Origin of the sequence: Streptomyces sp. NPDC049541 (assembly GCF_044465725.1) — a bacterium.
GTDB lineage: Bacteria > Actinomycetota > Actinomycetes > Streptomycetales > Streptomycetaceae > Streptomyces.
This window is the reverse complement of the sequence record NZ_JBITLY010000020.1, coordinates 21,082-42,719: the sequence shown is the minus strand read 5'-3', so window position 1 is coordinate 42,719 and position 21,638 is coordinate 21,082. Positions and strand designations below refer to the sequence as shown.

The following is a 21,638-nucleotide window of genomic DNA, read 5'->3' as shown; positions in this document are numbered from 1 at the left end:
CGAATGGGTGATCCGTTTCACGCTCGGCGAGAGGCGGTCAGCCGCACGTGATGGGCTCGGTAGCATCAAGCACCGGCCCGGACGGGGGACCGTTGCCATCCCCTGAGCCGTGTCCGCCATGGGGCACCCCGTCCGCCGGTCCACGCAGCCGGAGGTGCCCATGAGTGCGGAGGCGACGAATCCCGCGACCCCAGGTCCGGTAACAGGCCCGGCGGCGCGCTGGCGGGCGCGGATCGACCTGCGCCGCCTCGGCCGTGCCGCCCTGCTCGGCCCCGCCTCCCGTGACCGGCTGCCCAGTGCCATCAGCCATGTCGTCGACGCCCACCGCGCCCACTACCCGAGCGCCGACCTCGAACCCCTGCGCCGCGCCTACGTGCTGGCCGAGTCCTCGCACCGCGGCCAGATGCGCAAGAGCGGCGAGCCGTACATCACGCACCCGCTCGCCGTGACGCTGATCCTCGCCGAACTCGGCGCGGAGACCACGACCTTGACGGCCTCTCTGCTCCACGACACCGTCGAGGACACGGACGTGACCCTCGATCAGGTCGGCGAGGAGTTCGGTTCGGAGGTCCGCTATCTCGTCGACGGCGTCACGAAACTGGAGAAGGTCGACTACGGCGCCGCCGCCGAACCCGAGACCTTCCGCAAGATGCTCGTCGCCACCGGCAGCGACGTCCGCGTGATGTCGATCAAACTCGCCGACCGGCTGCACAACATGCGCACCCTCGGCGTGATGCGGCCCGAGAAACAGGCCCGCATCGCCAAGGTCACCCGCGACGTCCTCATCCCGCTCGCCGAGCGGCTCGGCGTCCAGGCGCTGAAGACCGAGCTGGAGGACCTGGTCTTCGCGATTCTCCATCCCGAAGAGTACGAGCACACAAGGGAGTTGATCGTCGACAACGCCTCCCGTGCCGACGACCCGCTCGCCGAGATCGCCGACGAGGTGCGAGGCGTGCTGCGCGAGGCCGACATCCCGGCCGAAGTCGTCATCCGGCCACGGCACTTCGTCTCCGTGCACCGCGTCGCCCGCAAGCGCGGCCAGTTGCGCGGCTGCGACTTCGGCCGCCTGCTGGTACTGGTGAACGAGGATGCGGACTGTTACGGCGTCCTCGGCGAACTGCACACCTGTATGACGCCCGTCGTCTCGGAGTTCAAGGACTTCATCGCCGTCCCCAAGTTCAACCTGTACCAGTCCCTGCACACCGCGGTCGCCCGTGCGGACGGCCAGGTCGCCGAAGTCCTCATCCGCACCCACCAGATGCACAAGGTCGCCGAGGCCGGCGTCGTCGCGCTCGGCAATCCCTACGCCCCGCCTCCTGAGGAGAACGCTCCGGCCGACGGCGAGCGCGTCGACCCCACCCGCCCGGGCTGGCTCTCCCGCCTCCTCGACTGGCAGGAGGCCGCGCCCGACCCGGACACGTTCTGGTCCACCCTCCGCGAGGACCTCGCCCAGGATCGCGAGATCACCGTCTTCCGACCCGACGGCGGCACCCTCGGGCTGCCCGAGGGCGCCACCTGCGTGGACGCCGCGTACGCCCAGTACGGCGAGGACGCGCACGCGTGCATCGGCGCCCGCGTCAACGGCCGCCTGGCGACGCTGAGCACCGTTCTGCGGGACGGCGACACCGTCCAGCTCCTCATGGGCCAGGACCCGGCCTCCGAGCCCTCCAGGGAGTGGCTGGAGCACGCCCACACGCCCGCCGCCCGTATCGCCATCCAGCGGTGGCTCGCGGCCCACCCGACGCACGAGGGGGCGCAGGAAGCGGCGCAGGAGACCGACGAGGAGCCCTCGGTCGCCCTCCGGCCCGCGGCGGAGCAACTGAGCTCACGTCCCACCACCGCCGACATCACGGTCGACCAGCCCGGCGCGACCGTACGCCTCGCCGGCTGCTGCACACCCGTACCGCCCGACGAGGTCACCGGCTTCGCCGTGCGGGGCGGTGTGGTCACCGTCCACCGTGTCGAGTGCACCGCCGTGGAGCGCATGAAGAGCGGGGGGCGCGCGGAGGTCGACGTGCGCTGGGGGGACACCACCGAGTGCCGGGTCACGCTGCTCGCCGAATCGTTCGTCCGCCCCCATCTGCTGGCGGACCTGACGGAGGCCATGGCCCTCGAAGGCGCCGAGATCGTGTCCGCCACGGTCGAGCCTCCCACCCAGCAGCGCGTCCGCCACACGTACACCCTCCAGCTTCCGGACGCGGCCCACCTGCCGGCCCTGATGCGGGCGATGCGCAATGTGCCGGGGGTCTACGACGTGAGCCGGGCGCAGACGCCGGGCGGGTGAGCGCCGGGCCGCGCGCCCCACGGCGCCAGAGCCGCACACCTGCACCCGACCTACCCATTCGGGTGGGCCGAACGCGAGTCGTCGCCGTCGGGCACGCGCGCGCTGATAGCCGTGATCCATGCTGCTCACCCCGCGCTCCCAGGCCCCACGACCGCACGGCCCGCGTCCCGGCACCGCGGCTCGGTTCCGCCGCCCCGCCGGCCGCCTGAAGGCGACCGCGCTGCTCGCCTCCGCCGTCTCCGTCTGCCTCCTGGCCGCGAGCTCGCCCCCGACTCCCCTGGGCATCGGCGACCGCCTCTACCCGGACCTCGGCAACCCCGGATACGACGTGCAGTCGTACGACCTGTCCTTCACCTATCCCGGCACCAACAGCAAGCCCCTCCAGGCCGTCACCACGATCAACGCCTCGACGACCGCGGACCTGGACCGGCTGAACCTCGACTTCGCACATGGCACGGTCGAATCGGTCCAGGTCAACGGTGAGCCGGCCACGTTCGCCAGCGCGGGTGAAGACCTCGTCGTCACGCCCGCCAGGCCGCTGCCCCAGGGCACCTGGACGCGGATCACCGTGCGGCACACCAGCGAACCCGTGGCCGCCAAGGACCAGGACGGCGGCTGGGTGCGCACCCAGGACGGGCTCGCCATGGCCAACCAGGCCGATGCCGCGCACCTGGTGTTCCCCTGCAACGACCACCCCTCCGACAAGGCGCTGTTCACCATCCGGATCACCGCCCCCAACGACTACACAGCGGTGGCCAACGGCCTGCCGACCGGTGTGGAGCGCGGCCCCAAGTCGACCACCTGGACGTATCGCACCCGGCACCCCATGGCCACCGAGCTCACCCAGGTGTCCGTCGGCCGCTCCACCGTGCTGCACCGCACCGGGCCGCACCACCTGCCCATGCGCGACGTCGTGCCCACCAAGGACGTCAAGGAACTCGAACCGTGGCTCGCCAAGACCCCCGACCAGATCGCCTGGATGGAGAGCAAGGTCGGCCACTACCCCTTCGAGACGTACGGCCTGCTCATGGCACAGGCGTCCACCGGCTTCGAACTCGAGACCCAGACGCTCTCGCTCTTCGAGAGCGAGCTGTTCACCGGCCACACCTACCCCAAGTGGTACGTCGAGTCGATCATGGTGCATGAGCTGTCCCACCAGTGGTTCGGCGACAGCGTCAGCCCGCAGACCTGGTCCGACCTGTGGCTCAACGAAGGGCACGCCACGTGGTACGAGGCGCTGTACGCGGAGGAGGTGGGACACAAGCCCATGGAGACGCGCATGAAGGCCGCGTACGCCGCCTCCGACGGCTGGCGCGCCGCCGGTGGCCCGCCGGCCGCACCCAAGGCGCCCGACCCCGGCCAGAAGATCAGCATCTTCCGGCCCAACGTCTACGACGGCGCCGCGCTCGTGCTCTACGCCCTGCGCCAGGAGATCGGCCGCCCCGCCTTCGAGCATCTGGAAAGGTCCTGGGTGAGCCTCCACCGCGACGGTACGGCCACCACCGCCGACTTCGAACGGCTCGCCTCCCGGATCTCCGGGCGCGACCTGAGCGGCTTCTTCGAAGGCTGGCTGTACGGCAAGAAGACCCCGCCGATGCCCGGTCACCCGGACTGGAAGCCGGCGGCACCCGGTGCGAAGGCCGTGAAATCCGCGAAATAAGGCGATGACCGGACGGGCCGTGCCGTGCGACCATCTTCGGGTCGGCGGCACGGGTCGCGGGGAATCTCGCGGGGTACCCGTACGTTGACCACAGTGACCGCTCTCGCGATCGCCGTACCGGAATCCCCATCGACGTAAGGATCCAATGACCTCCTCTTCATCCCCTTCCCAGGACACTGAGCGCTTCGCGCACACCTACCCCGAGCGGCTTCGGGCCGATGCCCTGATGGAAGAGGACGTCGCCTGGAGCCACGAGATCGACGGAGAGCGGGACGGCGACCAGTTCGACCGCTCCGAGCGCGCGGCTCTGCGCCGTGTGGCGGGCCTCTCCACCGAGCTCGAGGACGTCACCGAGGTCGAGTACCGCCAGCTCCGCCTGGAGCGCGTCGTGCTCGTCGGCGTCTGGACCACGGGGACCGTGCAGGACTCGGAGAACTCCCTCGCGGAGCTCGCCGCCCTCGCGGAGACCGCGGGCGCCCTCGTGCTCGACGGTGTGATCCAGCGTCGTGACAAGCCCGACGCGGCCACCTACATCGGCTCCGGCAAGGCCTACGAGCTGCGGGACATCGTTCTCGAAACGGGCGCGGACACCGTCATCTGCGACGGCGAGCTCAGCCCGGGCCAGCTCATCCACCTCGAAGACGTGGTCAAGGTCAAGGTCATCGACCGTACGGCCCTGATCCTCGACATCTTCGCCCAGCACGCCAAGTCCCGAGAGGGCAAGGCGCAGGTCGCGCTCGCACAGATGCAGTACATGCTGCCGAGGCTGCGCGGCTGGGGTCAGTCGCTGTCCCGGCAGATGGGCGGTGGCAAGGGCGGCGGCCTCGCCACCCGTGGTCCCGGTGAGACCAAGATCGAGACGGACCGTCGACGGATCCGCGAGAAGATGGCGAAGATGCGCCGGGAGATCGCGGAGATGAAGACCGGCCGCGAGATCAAGCGCCAGGAGCGCAAGCGCAACAAGGTGCCGTCCGTCGCCATCGCGGGCTACACCAACGCCGGCAAGTCCTCCCTGCTCAACCGCCTGACCGGCGCCGGCGTCCTGGTCGAGAACGCCCTGTTCGCGACCCTGGACCCGACCGTCCGCCGGGCGGAGACCCCGAGCGGCCGTCTGTACACGCTGGCCGACACGGTCGGTTTTGTCCGGCACCTGCCGCACCACCTGGTCGAGGCGTTCCGCTCCACCATGGAGGAGGTCGGTGAGTCCGACCTGATCCTGCACGTGGTGGACGGCTCGCACCCGGCGCCGGAGGAGCAGCTGGCCGCGGTGCGCGAGGTGATCAGGGACGTCGGCGCCACCGACGTACCCGAGATCGTCGTGATCAACAAGGCGGACGCGGCCGACCCGCTGACCCTTCAGCGGCTCTTGCGGATCGAGAAGCGCTCCATCGCCGTCTCGGCCCGCACCGGCAAGGGCATCCAGGAGCTGCTCGCGCTCATCGACAACGAGCTGCCCAGGCCCTCCGTCGAGATCGAGGCGCTGGTGCCGTACACCCACGGCAAGCTGGTCGCCCGTGCACACGACGAGGGTGAGGTGATCTCCGAGGAGCACACCCCGGAGGGCACCCTGCTCAAGGTGCGGGTGCACGAGGAACTGGCGGCGGACCTCGCGCCGTATGTCCCGGCTCCGGCGGTCTGAGCCGCAGACCGGATCACCGCTGGATCGAGAATCGCTGAAGGCCCGCCCCCTCACCGGGCGGGCCTTCAGCACGAGCAGCTCTACTGACCGGCGAACTTCTTGCTCACCGAGTCGTACACACCCTTGGCCACAGCACCCAGCCGCGGTCCGGCCAGCCAGCCTGAAGTCACCGGGCCGATCGAGGTGTTGGACACCAGCGCCGGCTTGCCGTCCGAGCCGGTCGCGACCCAGCCGCCGCCGGAGGAACCGCCGGTCATCGTGCAGCCGATGCGGTACATCGTCGGGTCCGAAGCGTTGATCGACAACCTTCCCGGCCGGTCCGTGCACTGGAACATCTTCTGGCCGTCGAACGGCGGGGCGGCCGGATAACCCGTCGCGGTGATGCTGGGAACCTTCGGCACGGCCGGAGCGTTGAAGTCGACAGGCAGCGCCGAACCGACCGTCTCCTCCAGCGACTTGCCATTGCCGCCCTTCTCCGGCGTCACATGGATGACGGCGTAGTCGTAGGAGGCACCGTCACCGCCCGTCTCGCCGCCCTTCTCGATCCACTGCTGAGAGGTCTGCGCCCAGTCGCCCCACCAGACGCCGTACGGAGCGGCCTGCTCCCTGGTGGCGTTCTGCAGCTGGGCGGCCGACCTGCCCGCGTTGTTGTACGACGGGACGAACGCGATGTTGCGGTACCAGCCGCCGTTCTTGCCGGCGTGCACACAGTGGCCCGCCGTCCACACGAGATTCGACTTGCCGGGGTGGGCCGGGTCCTCCACGACCGTCGCCGAGCAGACCATCGTGCCCTCGGGGGAGTCGAAGAACACCTTCCCGGACGCCGCCGCGTTGGCGTGGTACGTAGGCGCCACGGCCCTCGCCTCCACGGGCGCCGGCGTGGGGTCGGTCACGCCCTGGTCACCGGAGAGGTCGTTCTCGTCGACGCCCTTGTCCGGGTCGTTGGCCTTCCGCATCCGGTCCGGATTCCACAGACCCTTGATGATCGGGTTGATGAACTCGTCGGCCTCGCGCAGCCAGTCGTCCTTGTTCCAGTTCTTCCAGGCCCCGTGCTTCCACTTGTCGAGGTCGAACCCGTGCTCTTTGAGCTTGTTCTTGATGTCGTCCGGGATCTTGATCTTGCCGTCGCCGCTGCTGCCGGTGTCGCTCGCGGAGGCGGAGGCCTGACCGTCGGCCTTGTCGTCGCCCGAGTTGCAGGCGGTGGCGGTGAGCGCCAGCGCCGATGCGAGGGCAACGGCGGCCAGAACGGGGGAGGTTCTGCGGCGGGCACCCCTCTCCCGGCGAACGGTGACGGACGGCCTGATGGATCGCATGCGCTGACTCCCCCTGGGATGAACTGAACAAATCGGGTGCTGCGGTCGTGAACCCACGCTCGAAGCAGGTGATCCCACGTGCCTTCACGGCTTCTCGGAACGGCACCACACACTATGCGCTCGCTGTGGGGGACTTCCGACGGAACGGCAACGGTTCCGTCACGGAAAGGATCTTGAGGCAACCCGTAACCCGGTGAGCGGTGGGGGGTTGGTACCGGTGGGGGTTCTGCTGTCCGTGTGCGGTTCCCCGGTGGGAGGACAGGGAGTCGTGGCCGAGTCTGCATGCGGCGGGAGTACGTCCGAGGGGACTCTTGGACGGTGTGCCGCCGGTGAGGTGTCCCCGACCGGCCGGTCCGCGCACGAAGGGATCCTACGGCGGCAGTCGGCACGCGAGTCGGCCGCGCGCACCTATGCGCGTGCCCTGCCGATCGTGCCCGTCCGGGCCCGGGGGCTGACCATCGAGGGTGCCGACGGCCGCCGCTACCTCGACTGCCTCTCCGGAGCCGGGACGCTCGCCCTCGGCCACAACCACCCCGTGGTGCTGGAGGCCATCCGCGAAGTCCTCGACTCGGGTGCCCCGCTGCACATCCTCGACCTGGCGACCCCCGTCAAGGACGCCTTCGTCACCGAGCTGTTCCACACCCTGCCGCGCGGCCTCGCCGACCACGCGCGCGTGCAGTTCTGCGGGCCGGCGGGCACCGACGCGGTGGAGGCCGCGCTGAAGCTCGTCCGCACCGCGACCGGCCGCACCGGACTGCTGGCCTTCACGGGCGCCTACCACGGCATGACCGCCGGAGCCCTGGAAGCGTCCGGGGACGCCTCGGACGTACGAGTCGCCCGCCTTCCCTATCCCCAGGACTACCGCTGCCCCTTCGGAGTCGGCGGGCCCCGCGGCGCCGAACTCGCCGCACACTGGACCGAGTCGGTCCTCGACGACCCCAAGTCGGGGGTGCGTCGTCCCGCTGGGATGATCCTCGAACCCGTCCAGGGTGAGGGCGGAGTGATCCCCGCGCCGGACGAGTGGATGCGGCGCATGCGAACGATCACAGCGGCCCGCTCCATCCCGCTGATCGCCGACGAGGTCCAGACGGGGGTGGGACGGACCGGTGCCTTCTGGGCGGTGGAGCACAGTGCCATCACCCCTGATGTGATGGTCCTCTCCAAGGCCATCGGCGGCAGCCTCCCCCTGGCCGTGGTGGTCTACCGCGAGGACCTGGACGTCTGGGAGCCCGGCGCCCATGCGGGCACCTTCCGCGGCAACCAACTCGCCATGGCCGCAGGGACGGCCACCCTGGCCTACGTCCGAGAAAACCGGCTCGCCGAGCGAGCGGCCACCCTCGGCTCCCGCATGCTCGCCCAACTCCGCTCGCTGGCACGGGAGTTTCCCTGTGTCGGGGATGTGCGGGGGCGGGGGCTGATGATCGGGCTGGAGTTCGTGGACGCGGAGGGGGATCACGCAGCGCGCGGGGGACTGGACTTGACCCCTGGTACGTCCAGCGGGCTGGACGGCGGTTCCATCGGGCCGAGTTGGGAGACCGAGAGGTTGGAGCGCAGTCGTCGCGCGGGCGGGACCGGTCGCTCGACGGATTGCGAGCCCCTCAACCTTGGGACGACTCCGGCGGCGGTGCCGGATTCCCGCGTCGGCGGCCCGCGCCCGGCCGATCCCGAACTCGCGGCCGCCGTCCAGCGGGAGTGCCTGCGACGTGGCCTCATCGTCGAAGTGGGAGGCCGCCACGGAAGCGTCGTGCGGCTGCTCCCGCCACTGACCATCAGCGACGAACAAGCGGCTGCCGTGTTGGACCGACTCGCCGATGCCGTGGCAACGGCGGCCCGCGACCGCTCCGGCCGACCCCCTGGAATACGACGGCACCACGGCCCCGACCCTCAGCGCCGACGTCAGGGCGAGCGCGCCGAGCGGGCGGGCCACCACGGCACCTGATGCGTGCCCGCCCGTCCGTGTTGCCGACACCGACGTCCAGGCCTGGCGCACGACGCGCATCCCCTGAACGCCTCGAACTTCTTGAAGCCAGGACGGACGCCCATACCTCCACTTCGCCGGTAGCGCAGTAAGGCCCAGGTTCGTCACCGCGCGAACCAGAACCACCCACGAGGACCGCCGTGAACCCCACCCCTGCATCCGAAGCCCGCACCCACGCGACCGAGCGAGGCTCCTCCGAAGCACCGCCCTCGCAACAGCTTCCACCTGCACGGGCGACCCCGTCAGCGCATCGTCAGCAGGGACGAGCGGCTGCACGGGAACCAGAACCGGAACCGGGGCGGGGCGCGGAGCGAGAGTGGGAACAGAGGCCGGCCAGGGCTTCGGCCGGGGCTGGGACCCCGGGGGACGTTCGCTCTTCGGAGCGGGTTCCGGAGCAGCGCAAAGCCCCCGTCGCCGAGAGCCCGCGGCAGCCCACCGCCGATCTCCTCGAGCACCCCGATCCGCACACCGCAGCCGAGGCCGCGGCGGTCGAGAACCTGCTGCGCTGCTGGGTGCGCGAAGCCGGCCTCCACGCCCCCGAGTACGGCACCCTCCGTATCCCCCTGCCCGCCAGCGGCACGGCCCTCCTCGTCCCCGTCCACTACTGGTCCCCGACGGGCTGGCACCGATTCGGTCTCCCCTTCCTCGCCACCGCCCCCGCACCTTCCCGACCGGTCGACGCGGTCACCGTCGCCGCACTGCTGGCCAGGGAAACGCGTGACCGTGGCAACGACACGGCCGCCCCACCCGTGACCGGCGGCGCCTGCAGTCCCGAGACCGTCCAGACGTCGGCCCCCGCCCCCGTCGCCTCCGCAGCCGGCCCGGACCTCGTCGCCCGCGTCGCCGACTCCCTCCGCCGTACCGTCACCTTCATCCGCGAGCGCCGGGAGCGCCCCTCCGACGGACCCGACCTCTTCCTAGCTGCCGAGCAGGCACTCGTACTCGGCCACCCGCTGCATCCCACTCCCAAGAGCCGCGAAGGACTCTCCGAGGCCGAGGCGCGAGCGTACTCACCCGAGTTGCGCGGCTCCTTCCCTCTGCACTGGCTGGCTGTCGCCCCTTCTCTACTTGCCTGCGACTCCGCGTGGACCGAGCGCGGCCGTCCCGTCCCCGCACCCCGGCTCATGGCACGGCTCGCCGAAGCCGGGCTGACGCTGCCCGAGGGCTACGCAGCCCTGCCCTTGCACCCCTGGCAGCTGCGCGAGGTGCGGCAACGCGCCGACATCTCGCCCCTGTTCGATGCCGGGCTCCTCCGTGACCTCGGGGCGCACGGCTCACCCTGGCACCCCACCTCGTCCGTACGCACCGTGCACCGGCCCGGCTCCCCTGCCATGCTCAAGCTGTCCCTCGGCCTTCGGATCACCAACTCCCGCCGCGAGAACCTCCGCAAGGAGCTGCACCGGGGTGCCGAGGTCCACCGCCTGCTGCGCAGCGGCCTGTCCAGGCAGTGGCAGGCTGCCCACCCCGGGTTCGACATCGTTCGCGACCCGGCCTGGCTCGCGGTCGACGGCACGGACGGCAGCCCCGTGGCCGGCCTCGACGTGATGATCCGCCACAACCCGTTCAGCCCGTCCGACGACGTCTCCTGCATCGCCGGCCTCGTCTCGCCCCGACCGCAGGCCGCGACGGGCAGCAACTCGGCGGGCGCAGCACGCCGCCCGCAGGACGACGGCCCGCCGCCCCTGCAGTCCCGGCTGGCCACGGTGGTCACGCGCCTTGCGGGCCGAACCGGTCGTCCCCGTGCGGCCGTTGCCGTCGAGTGGTTCCTGCGCTATCTCCAGCAGGTCGTCCGCCCCGTACTGTGGCTGGACGCGGAGGCGGGGATCGCCCTGGAGGCGCATCAACAGAACACGCTGCTCCTGCTGGACGTCGACGGCTGGCCCGCCGGCGGCCGCTACCGCGACAACCAGGGCTACTACTTCCGGGAGTCCCGACGCACCCAGCTCGACGCCCGGCTGCCCGGTATCGGCGAGCACAGCGACACCTTCGTCTCCGACGAGGTCACCGACGAGCGTTTCGCCTACTACCTGGCGATCAACAACGTGCTCGGCCTCATCGGTGCCTTCGGCTCCCAGCGCCTCGCCGACGAACAGCTGCTGCTCGCCGCCTTCCGCCACTTCCTGAGCGACGTCGCCTCCGGCCCTGCCCGGTTGCGCACTTCACTGCCTGCCCACCTCTTGGACTCACCCGTCCTGCGCTGCAAGGCCAACCTGCTGACCCGCCTGCATGGCCTCGACGAACTCGTCGGCCCGGTCGACACCCAGTCCGTCTACGTCACCATCGCCAACCCCCTGCATTTCTGAAAGCCACCGCCGATCTCCGTCAACACCCCTTTCTTCTGAGGAACATGCCCCATCCCGTCTTCTGAGAGGAGCGGCGCCGTGCCTCCCACCGACGCCAGCGCACACGCAGCCACCGTCCCCGGCACTGAGCCCGGCGCCGACCCGAGCCCCGTTGCGGCCGAGAGCAGCACCGGTCCGGGCACGGACAACGAGGACACACTGGACCTGCGGCTGCCCGACGAACTGCTTGCACTCTTCGCAGCGGAAACGGGCTCCGAGGAGCCACGAAGCCGGTGCGAGGATCCGGCACCGCCCGTCTCCGTCACCAGAGCCGATGACGACCTCCTCGACCGTGTGGCCGACTGGGGGCCGGTCGTCACACCCGCGGGTGTGTTCCACCTCGTCCCCGTGCAGGTCGAGCGGGACCTACCGCTGATCAGCCGCTGGATGAACGACCCTGCCGTCGCGGAGTTCTGGGAGCTGGCCGGCCCTCCAACCGTGACCGAGAGCCATCTGCGGGCCCAGCTCTGCGGCGACGGACGCAGTGTTCCCTGCCTCGGTGTGCTGGAGGGCATCCCGATGAGCTACTGGGAGATCTACCGCGCGGACCTCGACCCGCTGGCCCGCCACTATCCCGCTCGGCCTCACGACACCGGACTGCACCTCCTCATCGGCGGAGTCGCCGACCGAGGCCGCAAGCTCGGCAGCACCCTGCTCAGAGCCGCGGCCGACCTCGCCCTGGACAAGCGGCCCGCCTGCGCACGCGTCATCGCGGAACCCGACCTTCGCAACACCCCCTCCATCGCTGCCTTTCTGAGCGCCGGCTTCCGGTTCGCCGCCGAGGTCGACCTGCCCGCCAAGCGGGCCGCCCTCATGATCCGAGACCGGTCCCTGCGCGATCTGCTGTGACTCCGTGTCGCAGCAGCATCACTTCTGGTACACCGCCCGAGCCGATCCGGTTCCCGCGCCCTGCGTCCGGTTTCCCACGGCGACGGTCCCGAGGGCACCCGAGCCGATCTTCCCGAGCGATCCACTCCCACCCTCATCCGAGGAGCAGCCGGTCTTGATCCCGCCCTTCGTCCCCGTCGTGATCACCCGTTTGTCAGTGCCGGGTCGTAGGGTGGTCGCGCTATGACGAAGCCCTCACTCCCCGAACTCCTGCACGCTGCCGTCACTGCCGTCGGCGGTACGGAGCGCCCCGGCCAGGTGACCATGGCCGAAGCCGTCGCGGAGGCGATCGACGACGGTTCCCATCTGCTGGTCCAGGCCGGCACCGGCACCGGAAAGTCGCTGGGCTACCTCGTGCCCGCGCTCGCGCACGGGGAGCGTGTCGTCGTGGCGACGGCCACCCTCGCCCTGCAGCGCCAGCTCGTCGAGCGGGATCTGCCGCGCACCGTCGATGCGCTGCACCCCCTGCTGCGCCGCCGCCCGGAGTTCGCCATGCTGAAGGGCAGATCGAACTACCTGTGCCTGCACCGGCTCCACGAGGGTGTCCCGCAGGACGAGGAGGAGGGGCTGTTCGACCAGTTCGAGGCGGCCGCGCCCACCAGCAAGCTGGGCCAGGACCTGCTGCGACTGCGCGAGTGGTCGGACGAGACCGAGACCGGCGATCGCGACAACCTCACACCCGGCGTCTCCGACCGGGCCTGGGCGCAGGTCTCGGTCTCCTCCCGGGAGTGCCTGGGTGCCACGAAGTGCGCGTACGGCGCCGAGTGCTTCGCCGAGATGGCCCGCGAGCGTGCCAAGCTCGCCGAGGTGGTCGTCACCAACCACGCGCTGCTCGCGATCGACGCCATCGAGGGCGCCCCGGTCCTCCCGCAGCACGAGGTGCTGATCGTCGACGAGGCGCACGAGCTGGTCTCGCGGGTCACCGGAGTGGCCACCGGCGAACTCACGCCCGGCCAGGTCAACCGTGCGGTCCGGCGCGCCGCGAAACTGGTCAACGAGAAGGCCGCCGACCAGCTCCAGACCGCCGCGGAGGGCTTCGAGCGGCTGATGGAGCTGGCCCTGCCGGGCCGTCTGGAGGAGATCCCGGAGGACCTGGGGTACGCCCTCATGGCGCTGCGCGACGCCTGCCGCACGGTGATCTCCGGGATCGGAGCGACCCGGGACAAGTCGGTCCAGGACGAGGACGCGGTCCGCAAGCAGGCGCTGGCCTCCGTGGAGACGGTGCACGACGTGGCGGAGCGCATCACGAACGGCTCCGAGTGGGACGTCGTCTGGTACGAGCGCCACGACCGCTTCGGAGCCTCCCTCCGCGTCGCCCCCATGTCCGTGTCGGGGCTCCTGAGGGAGAAGCTCTTCGCGGACCGCTCAGTCGTCCTGACCTCCGCGACGCTGAAGCTGGGCGGCGACTTCAACGGCGTCGGTGCCTCCCTCGGTCTCGCACCGGAAGGCACCGAGGGCGAGGACCTCCCGCAGTGGAAGGGCGTCGACGTCGGCTCGCCCTTCGACTACCCCAGGCAGGGCATCCTCTATGTCGCCAAGCATCTGTCGCGCCCGGCGCGGGACGGCGACCGCGCGGACATGCTGGACGAGCTGACGGAGTTGATCCAGGCCGCCGGAGGCCGCACCCTCGGCCTCTTCTCCTCCATGCGCGCCGCTCAGCTCGCCGCGGAGGAACTGCGCTCCCGGATCCCCGAGTTCCCGATCCTCCTCCAGGGCGAGGAGACGCTCGGCGAGCTGATCAAGAATTTCGCCGCTGACCCGGAGACCTGCCTGTTCGGCACGCTGTCACTCTGGCAGGGCGTCGACGTCCCCGGCCCCAGCTGCCAGCTGGTCGTCATGGACAAGATCCCCTTCCCACGCCCGGACGACCCGCTGATGAGCGCCCGCCAGAAGGCGGTGGAGGGTGCCGGGGGCAACGGCTTCATGGCAGTCGCGGCCACACACGCCGCGCTGCTCATGGCCCAGGGTGCCGGCCGCCTCGTACGGGCCTCGGGGGACCGCGGGGTGGTCGCCGTACTCGACCAACGACTGGCCACGGCGCGCTACGGCAGCTATCTCAAGGCGTCACTGCCGGACTTCTGGTACACGACGGACCGTAACCAGGTCCGGAAGTCGCTGGCGGCGATCGACGCCGCGGCGAAGAAGTCAGAGGTCGAATGAGCGAGGGTTTGGTGTGTCGCTCCGCCGCGACACACCAAACCCCCATGCGCAAGACACCCGCTCGCGGGGGCCGGGCAGCACAGGGCCCCGGAACCGGCGCAGGGGTCCCGGGGCCCGGTCAGAGGGTGGTTCCGTACGGACCGCCCGCCGCAGCCGTCATACGCGCCGCAGCACTGCCACCACCTTGCCGAGGATGGTCGCGTCGTCGCCGGGGATCGGCTCGTACGCCGCGTTGTGCGGGAGGAGCCAGACGTGGCCGTCCTCGCGCTTGAAGCGCTTGACGGTGGCTTCGCCTTCCAGCATGGCCGCGACGATGTCGCCGTTCTCGGCGACCGGCTGGCGGCGCACCGTGACCCAGTCGCCGTCGCAGATCGCGGCCTCGATCATGGAGTCGCCGACGACCTTCAGCACGAACAGCTCGCCGTCACCGACCAGCTGGCGGGGGAGAGGGAAGACGTCTTCGACCGACTCCTCGGCGAGGATCGGGCCACCCGCGGCGATGCGGCCGACCAGCGGGACGTACGACGCGGCGGGCTTGCCGGCGGTGTCCGTGGGCTGCACGGAGGCACCCTGGTCGGAGCCGCGCACCTCGTACGCGCGCGGGCGGTGCGGGTCGCGGCGCAGGAAGCCCTTGCGCTCCAGTGCCATCAGCTGGTGTGCGACCGAGGAGGTGCTGGAGAGGCCGACCGCCTGGCCGATCTCCCGCATCGACGGCGGGTAGCCGCGCCGCTGTACGGAGTCCCTGATGACCTCGATCACCCGGCGCTGCCGGTCGGTGAGGCCCGAGCTGTCCGCCCGGATGCCTGGAGGTCGGCCCGGCAGGGAGCGCTTGGGCCCCTCGGGATTCACGGCTTCGTTCATCGCATGCACCGGCTCGAGTCGGCCCTGGGAGCGGTCCTGGGCAGTGATGGTGGCACTGTCTGCGGTGGTGGTCACGTCGGCCCCTCTCGATGGTCTCCCTGCTGGACAACGGTAGTTGCTTTCGAAAGGTTGCGCCAAACACACGTTCGAGTGAAAAAACGTGGATCGCCGTACTTGATCATGTGTCTGGGTGTATGGCTAACGCGGCATCCGGCGGACAAAAGGGCCCATTGTTGTACTCTTCACCGCCGGGGTGCTGACCTCGTGGGTTCCTGCCCCAGTCTGCCATCCGGCATTCCGTCAACCGGGCACAGGTCTCCATCTCTGCGGGAGCCCCACGTCGCCTCCCTGCGGCGCCCACGGTATCTCCGCATCTGCCGTAACGGTACGGCTGTGCACCCGCGGATCCGGTGCGCCGCACCGGTCGCATGGCACCTGCCAATACGTGCGCGACACGCGCGCAGGGAGTGCATGCATGGGCCAATCCCCACATGTAGTGGTTGGATTGCGGCAGCAGCCCAGAAGTTGTGGTCCCCCGGGTCTTCAGGCTCCTGGCGATCGCCTATGCTTGGGGCTGCTTCGAGGGGCCCATGAGGCCCAGCGAGGCTATTGAGTCTGCTGTGAGGAGGGTTGGGAGTTCATGCACTGCCCCTTCTGCAGGCACCCCGACAGCCGTGTCGTCGACAGTCGTACGACCGACGACGGCACGTCGATCCGCAGGCGCCGCCAGTGTCCGGACTGCTCCCGTCGTTTCACGACCGTGGAGACGTGCTCGCTCATGGTGGTCAAGCGGTCCGGAGTCACCGAGCCTTTCAGTCGTACCAAGGTCATCAATGGTGTGCGCAAGGCATGCCAAGGGCGGCCTGTCACCGAGGACGCACTCGCCCAGCTCGGCCAGCGGGTCGAGGAGGCGGTGCGGGCCACCGGAAGCGCCGAACTGACCACCCACGACGTGGGGCTGGCCATACTCGGCCCGTTGCAGGAGCTCGACCTCGTCGCGTATCTGCGGTTCGCCTCCGTCTACCGGGCATTCGACTCGCTCGAGGACTTCGAGGCCGCGATCGCGGAACTCAGGGAGGAGAGGCGACCCGTCGCCGCGGACAACGACGACCGCGAGGACTCTGTCGCGGGGGGCCAGGAAGAAGACCGCGGGCCCGGAGGGACTGCTCAGGTCCCAGAGCCCGCCCACGCCGCCGACTGATCGGCGGGCCGGAACCGGGCGGAGGTCCCGATTCCGGCCGGACGGCGGCCATCGAAGACCCGTTGCGGGTGGCAGCGCGAGATGCCCGCAACACCAGACACAACACCGTGCCACGGGAACATCGGGGCACTTCAGGGCGTTTCAGCCCGTACAGGGAGGCGGCATGACAGAGACGGCGAGCGGTCCGGCACGGAGTTCCCGCGCCAAGGGCACCAAGGCGACCAAGGGACTGCGTATCGAGCGCATCCACACCACCCCCGGCGTGCACCCGTACGACGAGGTGGCCTGGGAGCGCCGTGACGTCGTCATGACCAACTGGCGCGACGGCTCGGTCAACTTCGAGCAGCGCGGCGTCGAGTTCCCCGACTTCTGGTCGGTGAACGCGGTCAACATCGTCACCAGCAAGTACTTCCGCGGTGCCGTCGGCACCCCGCAGCGCGAGGTGAGCCTGAAGCAGCTCATCGACCGCATCGTGAAGACGTACCGGAAGGCCGGTGAGGACTACAAGTACTTCGCCTCGCCCGCCGACGCCGAGATCTTCGAGCACGAGCTGGCGTACGCCCTCCTGCACCAGATCTTCAGCTTCAACAGCCCCGTGTGGTTCAACGTGGGCACCCCGCAGCCCCAGCAGGTCTCCGCCTGCTTCATCCTGGCCGTCGACGACTCCATGGAGTCGATCCTCGACTGGTACAAGGAAGAGGGCATGATCTTCAAGGGCGGCTCCGGCGCCGGCCTGAACCTCTCCCGCATCCGCTCCTCCAAGGAGCTGCTGTCCTCGGGCGGCAACGCCTCCGGCCCGGTCTCCTTCATGCGCGGCGCCGACGCGTCCGCCGGCACCATCAAGTCCGGTGGCGCCACCCGCCGAGCCGCCAAGATGGTCATCCTCGACGTCGACCACCCCGACATCGAGGACTTCATCGAGACCAAGGTGAAGGAAGAGGAGAAGATCCGCGCCCTGCGCGACGCGGGCTTCGACATGGACCTCGGTGGCGAGGACATCACCTCCGTCCAGTACCAGAACGCCAACAACTCGGTCCGTGTGAACGACGAGTTCATGAAGGCGGTCGAGCAGGGCGGCAAGTTCGGCCTGCGCGCGCGGATGACCGGCGAGGTCATCGAGGAGGTCGACGCCAAGGCCCTGTTCCGCAAGATGGCCGAGGCCGCCTGGGCCTGCGCCGACCCGGGCATCCAGTACGACGACACCATCAACCACTGGCACACCTGCCCGGAGTCCGGCCGTATCAACGGCTCGAACCCCTGCAGCGAGTACATGCACCTGGACAACACGTCCTGCAACCTGGCCTCGCTGAACCTGATGAAGTTCCTCAAGGACGACGGCAAGGGCAACCAGTCCTTCGAGGTCGAGCGCTTCGCGAAGGTCGTCGAGCTCGTCATCACCGCGATGGACATCTCCATCTGCTTCGCGGACTTCCCGACGCAGAAGATCGGTGAGAACACGCGCGCGTTCCGCCAGCTCGGCATCGGTTACGCCAACCTCGGTGCCCTGCTGATGGCGACCGGCCACGCCTACGACTCCGACGGCGGCCGCGCCCTCGCCGGTGCCATCACCTCCCTGATGACCGGCACGTCGTACAAGCGCTCCGCCGAACTCGCCGCGGTCGTCGGCCCGTACGACGGTTACGCCCGCAACGCCAGCGCCCACAACCGCGTCATGAAGCAGCACGCCGACGCCAACGCCGTGGCCGTCCGCATGGACGACCTGGACACGCCGGTCTGGGCCGCCGCCACGGAGGCCTGGCAGGACGTGCTGCGCCTCGGCGAGAAGAACGGTTTCCGCAACTCCCAGGCGTCGGTCATCGCCCCGACCGGCACCATCGGTCTGGCGATGTCCTGCGACACCACCGGCCTTGAGCCCGACCTCGCCCTGGTCAAGTTCAAGAAGCTGGTCGGCGGCGGCTCGATGCAGATCGTCAACGGCACGGTCCCGCAGGCCCTGCGCCGCCTGGGCTACCAGGAGGAGCAGATCGAGGCGATCGTCGCCCACATCGCCGAGCACGGCAATGTCGTCGACGCCCCGGGCCTCAAGCACGAGCACTACGAGGTGTTCGACTGCGCCATGGGCGAGCGCTCCATCTCCGCGATGGGCCACGTCCGCATGATGGCCGCGATCCAGCCGTGGATCTCCGGCGCCCTGTCCAAGACGGTCAACATGCCGGAGTCGGCGACCGTCGAGGAGGTCGAGGAGATCTACTTCGAGGCCTGGAAGATGGGCGTCAAGGCGCTCGCCATCTACCGCGACAACTGCAAGGTCGGCCAGCCCCTCTCCGCCAAGACCAAGGAGAAGGAGAAGGCCGAGGTCACGGAGAAGGCCGAGGCGGCCATCCGCGAGACGGTCGAGAAGGTCATCGAGTACCGCCCGGTCCGCAAGCGTCTGCCCAAGGGCCGTCCCGGCATCACGACGTCCTTCACGGTCGGCGGCGCCGAGGGCTACATGACCGCCAACTCCTACCCGGACGACGGTCTCGGCGAGGTCTTCCTGAAGATGTCCAAGCAGGGCTCGACTCTCGCGGGCATGATGGACGCCTTCTCCATCGCCGTCTCCGTCGGCCTCCAGTACGGGGTGCCGCTGGAGACGTACGTCTCGAAGTTCACCAACATGCGCTTCGAGCCGGCCGGTATGACGGACGACCCGGACGTGCGGATGGCGCAGTCGATCGTCGACTACATCTTCCGCCGCCTGGCGCTGGACTTCCTGCCGTTCGAGACGCGCTCCGCCCTTGGCATCCACTCCGCCGAGGAGCGCCAGCGTCACCTGGAGACCGGGTCGTACGAGCCCTCCGAGGACGAGGTGGACGTCGAGGGCCTCGCCCAGTCGGCCCCGCGCACCCAGGAGCTCAAGGCCGTCGCCACGCCGCGTGCCGAGGTCGAGGCGGCCAAGCCCGCCCCGAAGCAGGCCCACACCAGCGCCGAGCTGGTGGAGATGCAGCTGGGCATCCAGGCCGACGCCCCGCTGTGCTTCTCCTGCGGTACGAAGATGCAGCGGGCCGGCTCCTGCTACATCTGCGAGGGCTGCGGCTCGACCAGCGGTTGCAGCTGACGCCGGTACGGAACCAGCGGTCGAGGGCGGCGGAGCGTTTCACGGCTCCGCCGCCCTCGGCGTTTTCACTCCGATGCGAAAACTTGTTCCCCGGCAGGGCGATCACAGGCTAGGCTCCCCCCGCGCATGACCGGCGCGAACGACAGGGTGGGGAACGTGGGGGACATGGTCGACGATTTCGCCGACTCCAAAAGAGCAACGAGTGAGCCTGGGAAGCCCATCAACGTGGCGGCTCAGGTGATCGCCGCGATCGTGGTGGTCGGGGGCCTCGCAGGGCTCCTGTGGGCGCTGGACCTGGACTCGAAGGCGTCCGCCGACCGCGGGCCGGCCACCTGCACGACCACCCACGACAGCAAGCCGTCGAAGCCGGTCTCGGGGGCCCGGCTCTGCACGGCGCTCAACCGCCCGGACCTGCCCGCGCTGCTCGGCACACCGGACGAGAAGGCGGAGACCGCCGACGGCAACGAGAGCACGATCACCTCGGCCGACGGCACGAAAACCACCACCCCCGAGGCAAACGTCGACCTGAAGACGTACTCCCTGAGGCTCTCGGCATCCGACGACGATCTCGGCGTGGCCGACATGGCCGACCTGCTGGGCACCGGCGCGGAGAAGAAGACGGTGCTCGGACATCCGGCGGTCCTCTACTCGGACCGGACCATCGCCCTGAGCTTCAACCTCGGAGGCGGCAAGGCCGAGAGCGGTCCTGGCGGTATCGCTCGCAGCCTGCTGGTCGCCCGGGACGCCAAGGACGGCGGCGGCTACTTCGAAGTCGCCATCTGGCGCCAGGACTTCGCCACGCCCGACGATATGGCCCTGTTCCGCGTCGCCGAGAAGGTGCTGCCGACGGTCCCGGGATGGACCGCCCGCTGACCGACGTCAGGGCTGGTGCGCCCGGCCCATGTCCCTGGTGAACGACGCCGGGTCGTCCTCGAAGCCGTGGACCCCGGGACGAAACGTCCATTCGCCGGACTCGTCGCGTATGAACTCCCCGACGGTCGCCGCCGTGGCCCCGAGGACGTCGCCGAAGTCGTCCTCGGCCAGGACGGTGTAGCCCTCCCTTATGCGCAGCCCAGGGTTGATCACGCCGACGAAGGTCCGGTGCGCCGTGCGCTGCTGGATGACGACGCCGACCACCACGCGCGCGTACCGCTCGCTGAGCCGCTCCAGCTCCAGCGTCATGACCTCGTCCCAGCCGAAGCCCTTGCCGTCCTTGCTGTCCCGGTTGAGGTAGATCGTGCCGTCCGGGGAACGGCTGTCGAAGTGCACCACATAGGCGGGATCGCCGTACGCGTCGTCCGCCGGATAGGTGGCGGCGACGATGTCGAGATCGGTGGCCGCCTGTCCCGCCGGACTGGGGTCCCACTTGAGCGCGACCTCGACCTTGCGGATCCCCTTGTTGATGCCGGTCACCGGACCTCCCCTTCCCCGTCTCCCCGTGTGCCCCTGTCCGGCCCGAACTGCGCTACGGACTGGGCCTGTTGTCCATCCTGCCACGCGCGCGTGGAGGTGTGCGCCGGAGCTGTCCACCGGAGCGTGACCGACGCCACGCTCCGTGGCCTTACCATGGCGCGGTGCTGGTCAAGTGGATTCGCTGCACCGTGGTGGACCGCCGCGGCTTCGAGCGGGGGCAGCGAAAGTGGGCGGGGCTTCTGGGGGAGCCGGGGTTTCGGGGACAAGGCGGTGGCTGGAGCCGGGGACGCACAGGAGTGGCCCACATCTTTGCCTTCTGGGAGAGCCGTGCCTTCTACGACTCCTTCATGGCCCGTTCCCATGATCGGCTTGCGGCGGCCCAGTCGGGCACTTTCAAGGATGCCCAGGTCAAGCTCTTCGACTACCGCTTCGACGTGAAGACCGGCTTCGAACCGCGGTTCACGGACGCGGACCTGCTGCGGGTCGCGCTCTGCCGAGTGCACGAGGAACGGGCCGAGCACTTCACGCTGATGCAGGAGAAGGTCTGGAACCCGGCCATGGCCGGCTCTCCCGGCATGATCAGGGGCCTGTTCGGCGAGGCGCCGGGCCACGAGTTCCTGGTGCTGTCCATGTGGCGGTCGGCGGCCGAACATGGCAAGTACCGCACGGAGCGCGTGGAGCGGCTCGCCCTGCGGGCCCAGACGGAGGCGGACGTGGCGGCCCTCACGGGCGACATCATTGAGCTGGAGCCTACCTGGACGGTCTGACGCTTTCGGTTTGGAAATTGGACGCGTTATTCGAGCGGCTTGGCGTGGCCAGTGGTGCAGGAAGTGTGTGACCT

Annotated in this window: 14 protein-coding genes; 11 read left to right on the top strand and 3 right to left on the bottom strand. The window is 69.8% G+C overall.

What is annotated here, in order from left to right:
* The first annotated feature begins 160 nt into the window (after positions 1–160).
* From ACIBW9_RS41185 to hflX, 3 genes are all read left to right on the top strand, one after another.
* Positions 161–2,284, top strand: a complete 2,124-nt coding sequence (locus tag ACIBW9_RS41185; protein ID WP_398963587.1) for a RelA/SpoT family protein — start codon at positions 161–163, stop codon at positions 2,282–2,284.
* A gap of 118 nt (positions 2,285–2,402) precedes the next feature.
* Entirely contained in the window at positions 2,403–3,944 is a 1,542-nt protein-coding gene (locus tag ACIBW9_RS41180; protein ID WP_398963585.1) for a M1 family metallopeptidase, read from the top strand.
* A 145-nt stretch (positions 3,945–4,089) separates the two neighbouring features.
* Positions 4,090–5,583, top strand: a complete 1,494-nt coding sequence (hflX, locus tag ACIBW9_RS41175) for a GTPase HflX (protein WP_389085614.1) — start codon at positions 4,090–4,092, stop codon at positions 5,581–5,583.
* An 80-nt stretch (positions 5,584–5,663) separates the two neighbouring features.
* On the opposite strand, the gene ACIBW9_RS41170 is transcribed toward hflX, so the two are convergent.
* Positions 5,664–6,896: a trypsin-like serine peptidase gene (locus ACIBW9_RS41170; protein WP_398963580.1), complete on the bottom strand. Its 1,233-nt coding sequence runs from the start codon at positions 6,894–6,896 to the stop codon at positions 5,664–5,666.
* A 334-nt stretch (positions 6,897–7,230) separates the two neighbouring features.
* Between ACIBW9_RS41170 and ACIBW9_RS41165 the strand changes: the two genes are divergently transcribed.
* The 4 genes from ACIBW9_RS41165 to ACIBW9_RS41150 all read left to right on the top strand — a co-directional run bounded on the left by ACIBW9_RS41165 (position 7,231) and on the right by ACIBW9_RS41150 (position 14,264).
* The gene (locus ACIBW9_RS41165; RefSeq protein WP_398963578.1) at positions 7,231–8,835 is read left to right on the top strand and encodes a diaminobutyrate--2-oxoglutarate transaminase family protein; all 1,605 of its coding nucleotides are present in this window, start codon (positions 7,231–7,233) and stop codon (positions 8,833–8,835) included.
* Between the two features lie 179 nt (positions 8,836–9,014).
* Positions 9,015–11,177, top strand: coding sequence for an IucA/IucC family protein (locus ACIBW9_RS41160; RefSeq protein WP_398963575.1), 2,163 nt, complete (start codon positions 9,015–9,017; stop codon positions 11,175–11,177).
* A gap of 78 nt (positions 11,178–11,255) precedes the next feature.
* A complete protein-coding gene (locus ACIBW9_RS41155; protein ID WP_398963572.1) occupies positions 11,256–12,065 on the top strand; it encodes a GNAT family N-acetyltransferase in 810 nt (269 codons plus the stop codon).
* Between the two features lie 222 nt (positions 12,066–12,287).
* Entirely contained in the window at positions 12,288–14,264 is a 1,977-nt protein-coding gene (locus ACIBW9_RS41150) for an ATP-dependent DNA helicase (RefSeq protein ID WP_398963570.1), read from the top strand.
* A gap of 156 nt (positions 14,265–14,420) precedes the next feature.
* On the opposite strand, the gene lexA is transcribed toward ACIBW9_RS41150, so the two are convergent.
* Positions 14,421–15,200: a transcriptional repressor LexA gene (lexA, locus tag ACIBW9_RS41145; protein WP_115909488.1), complete on the bottom strand. Its 780-nt coding sequence runs from the start codon at positions 15,198–15,200 to the stop codon at positions 14,421–14,423.
* Between the two features lie 565 nt (positions 15,201–15,765).
* Here lexA and nrdR point away from each other — a divergent pair.
* From nrdR to ACIBW9_RS41130, 3 genes are all read left to right on the top strand, one after another.
* Positions 15,766–16,326: a transcriptional regulator NrdR gene (gene nrdR, locus ACIBW9_RS41140; RefSeq protein ID WP_398963567.1), complete on the top strand. Its 561-nt coding sequence runs from the start codon at positions 15,766–15,768 to the stop codon at positions 16,324–16,326.
* A 163-nt stretch (positions 16,327–16,489) separates the two neighbouring features.
* Positions 16,490–19,384 (top strand): vitamin B12-dependent ribonucleotide reductase, encoded by a 2,895-nt coding sequence (locus ACIBW9_RS41135; protein WP_398963565.1) that lies wholly within the window; start codon positions 16,490–16,492, stop codon positions 19,382–19,384.
* Positions 19,385–19,510: 126 nt separating this feature from the next.
* Complete coding sequence (locus tag ACIBW9_RS41130; protein WP_398963562.1) at positions 19,511–20,257, top strand: DUF6215 domain-containing protein; 747 nt, start codon at positions 19,511–19,513, stop codon at positions 20,255–20,257.
* Positions 20,258–20,263: 6 nt separating this feature from the next.
* On the opposite strand, the gene ACIBW9_RS41125 is transcribed toward ACIBW9_RS41130, so the two are convergent.
* Entirely contained in the window at positions 20,264–20,797 is a 534-nt protein-coding gene (locus tag ACIBW9_RS41125) for a TerD family protein (protein ID WP_398963559.1), read from the bottom strand.
* A 161-nt stretch (positions 20,798–20,958) separates the two neighbouring features.
* Between ACIBW9_RS41125 and ACIBW9_RS41120 the strand changes: the two genes are divergently transcribed.
* Positions 20,959–21,564, top strand: a complete 606-nt coding sequence (locus tag ACIBW9_RS41120; protein ID WP_099931779.1) for a YdbC family protein — start codon at positions 20,959–20,961, stop codon at positions 21,562–21,564.
* Positions 21,565–21,638 lie beyond the last annotated feature (74 nt).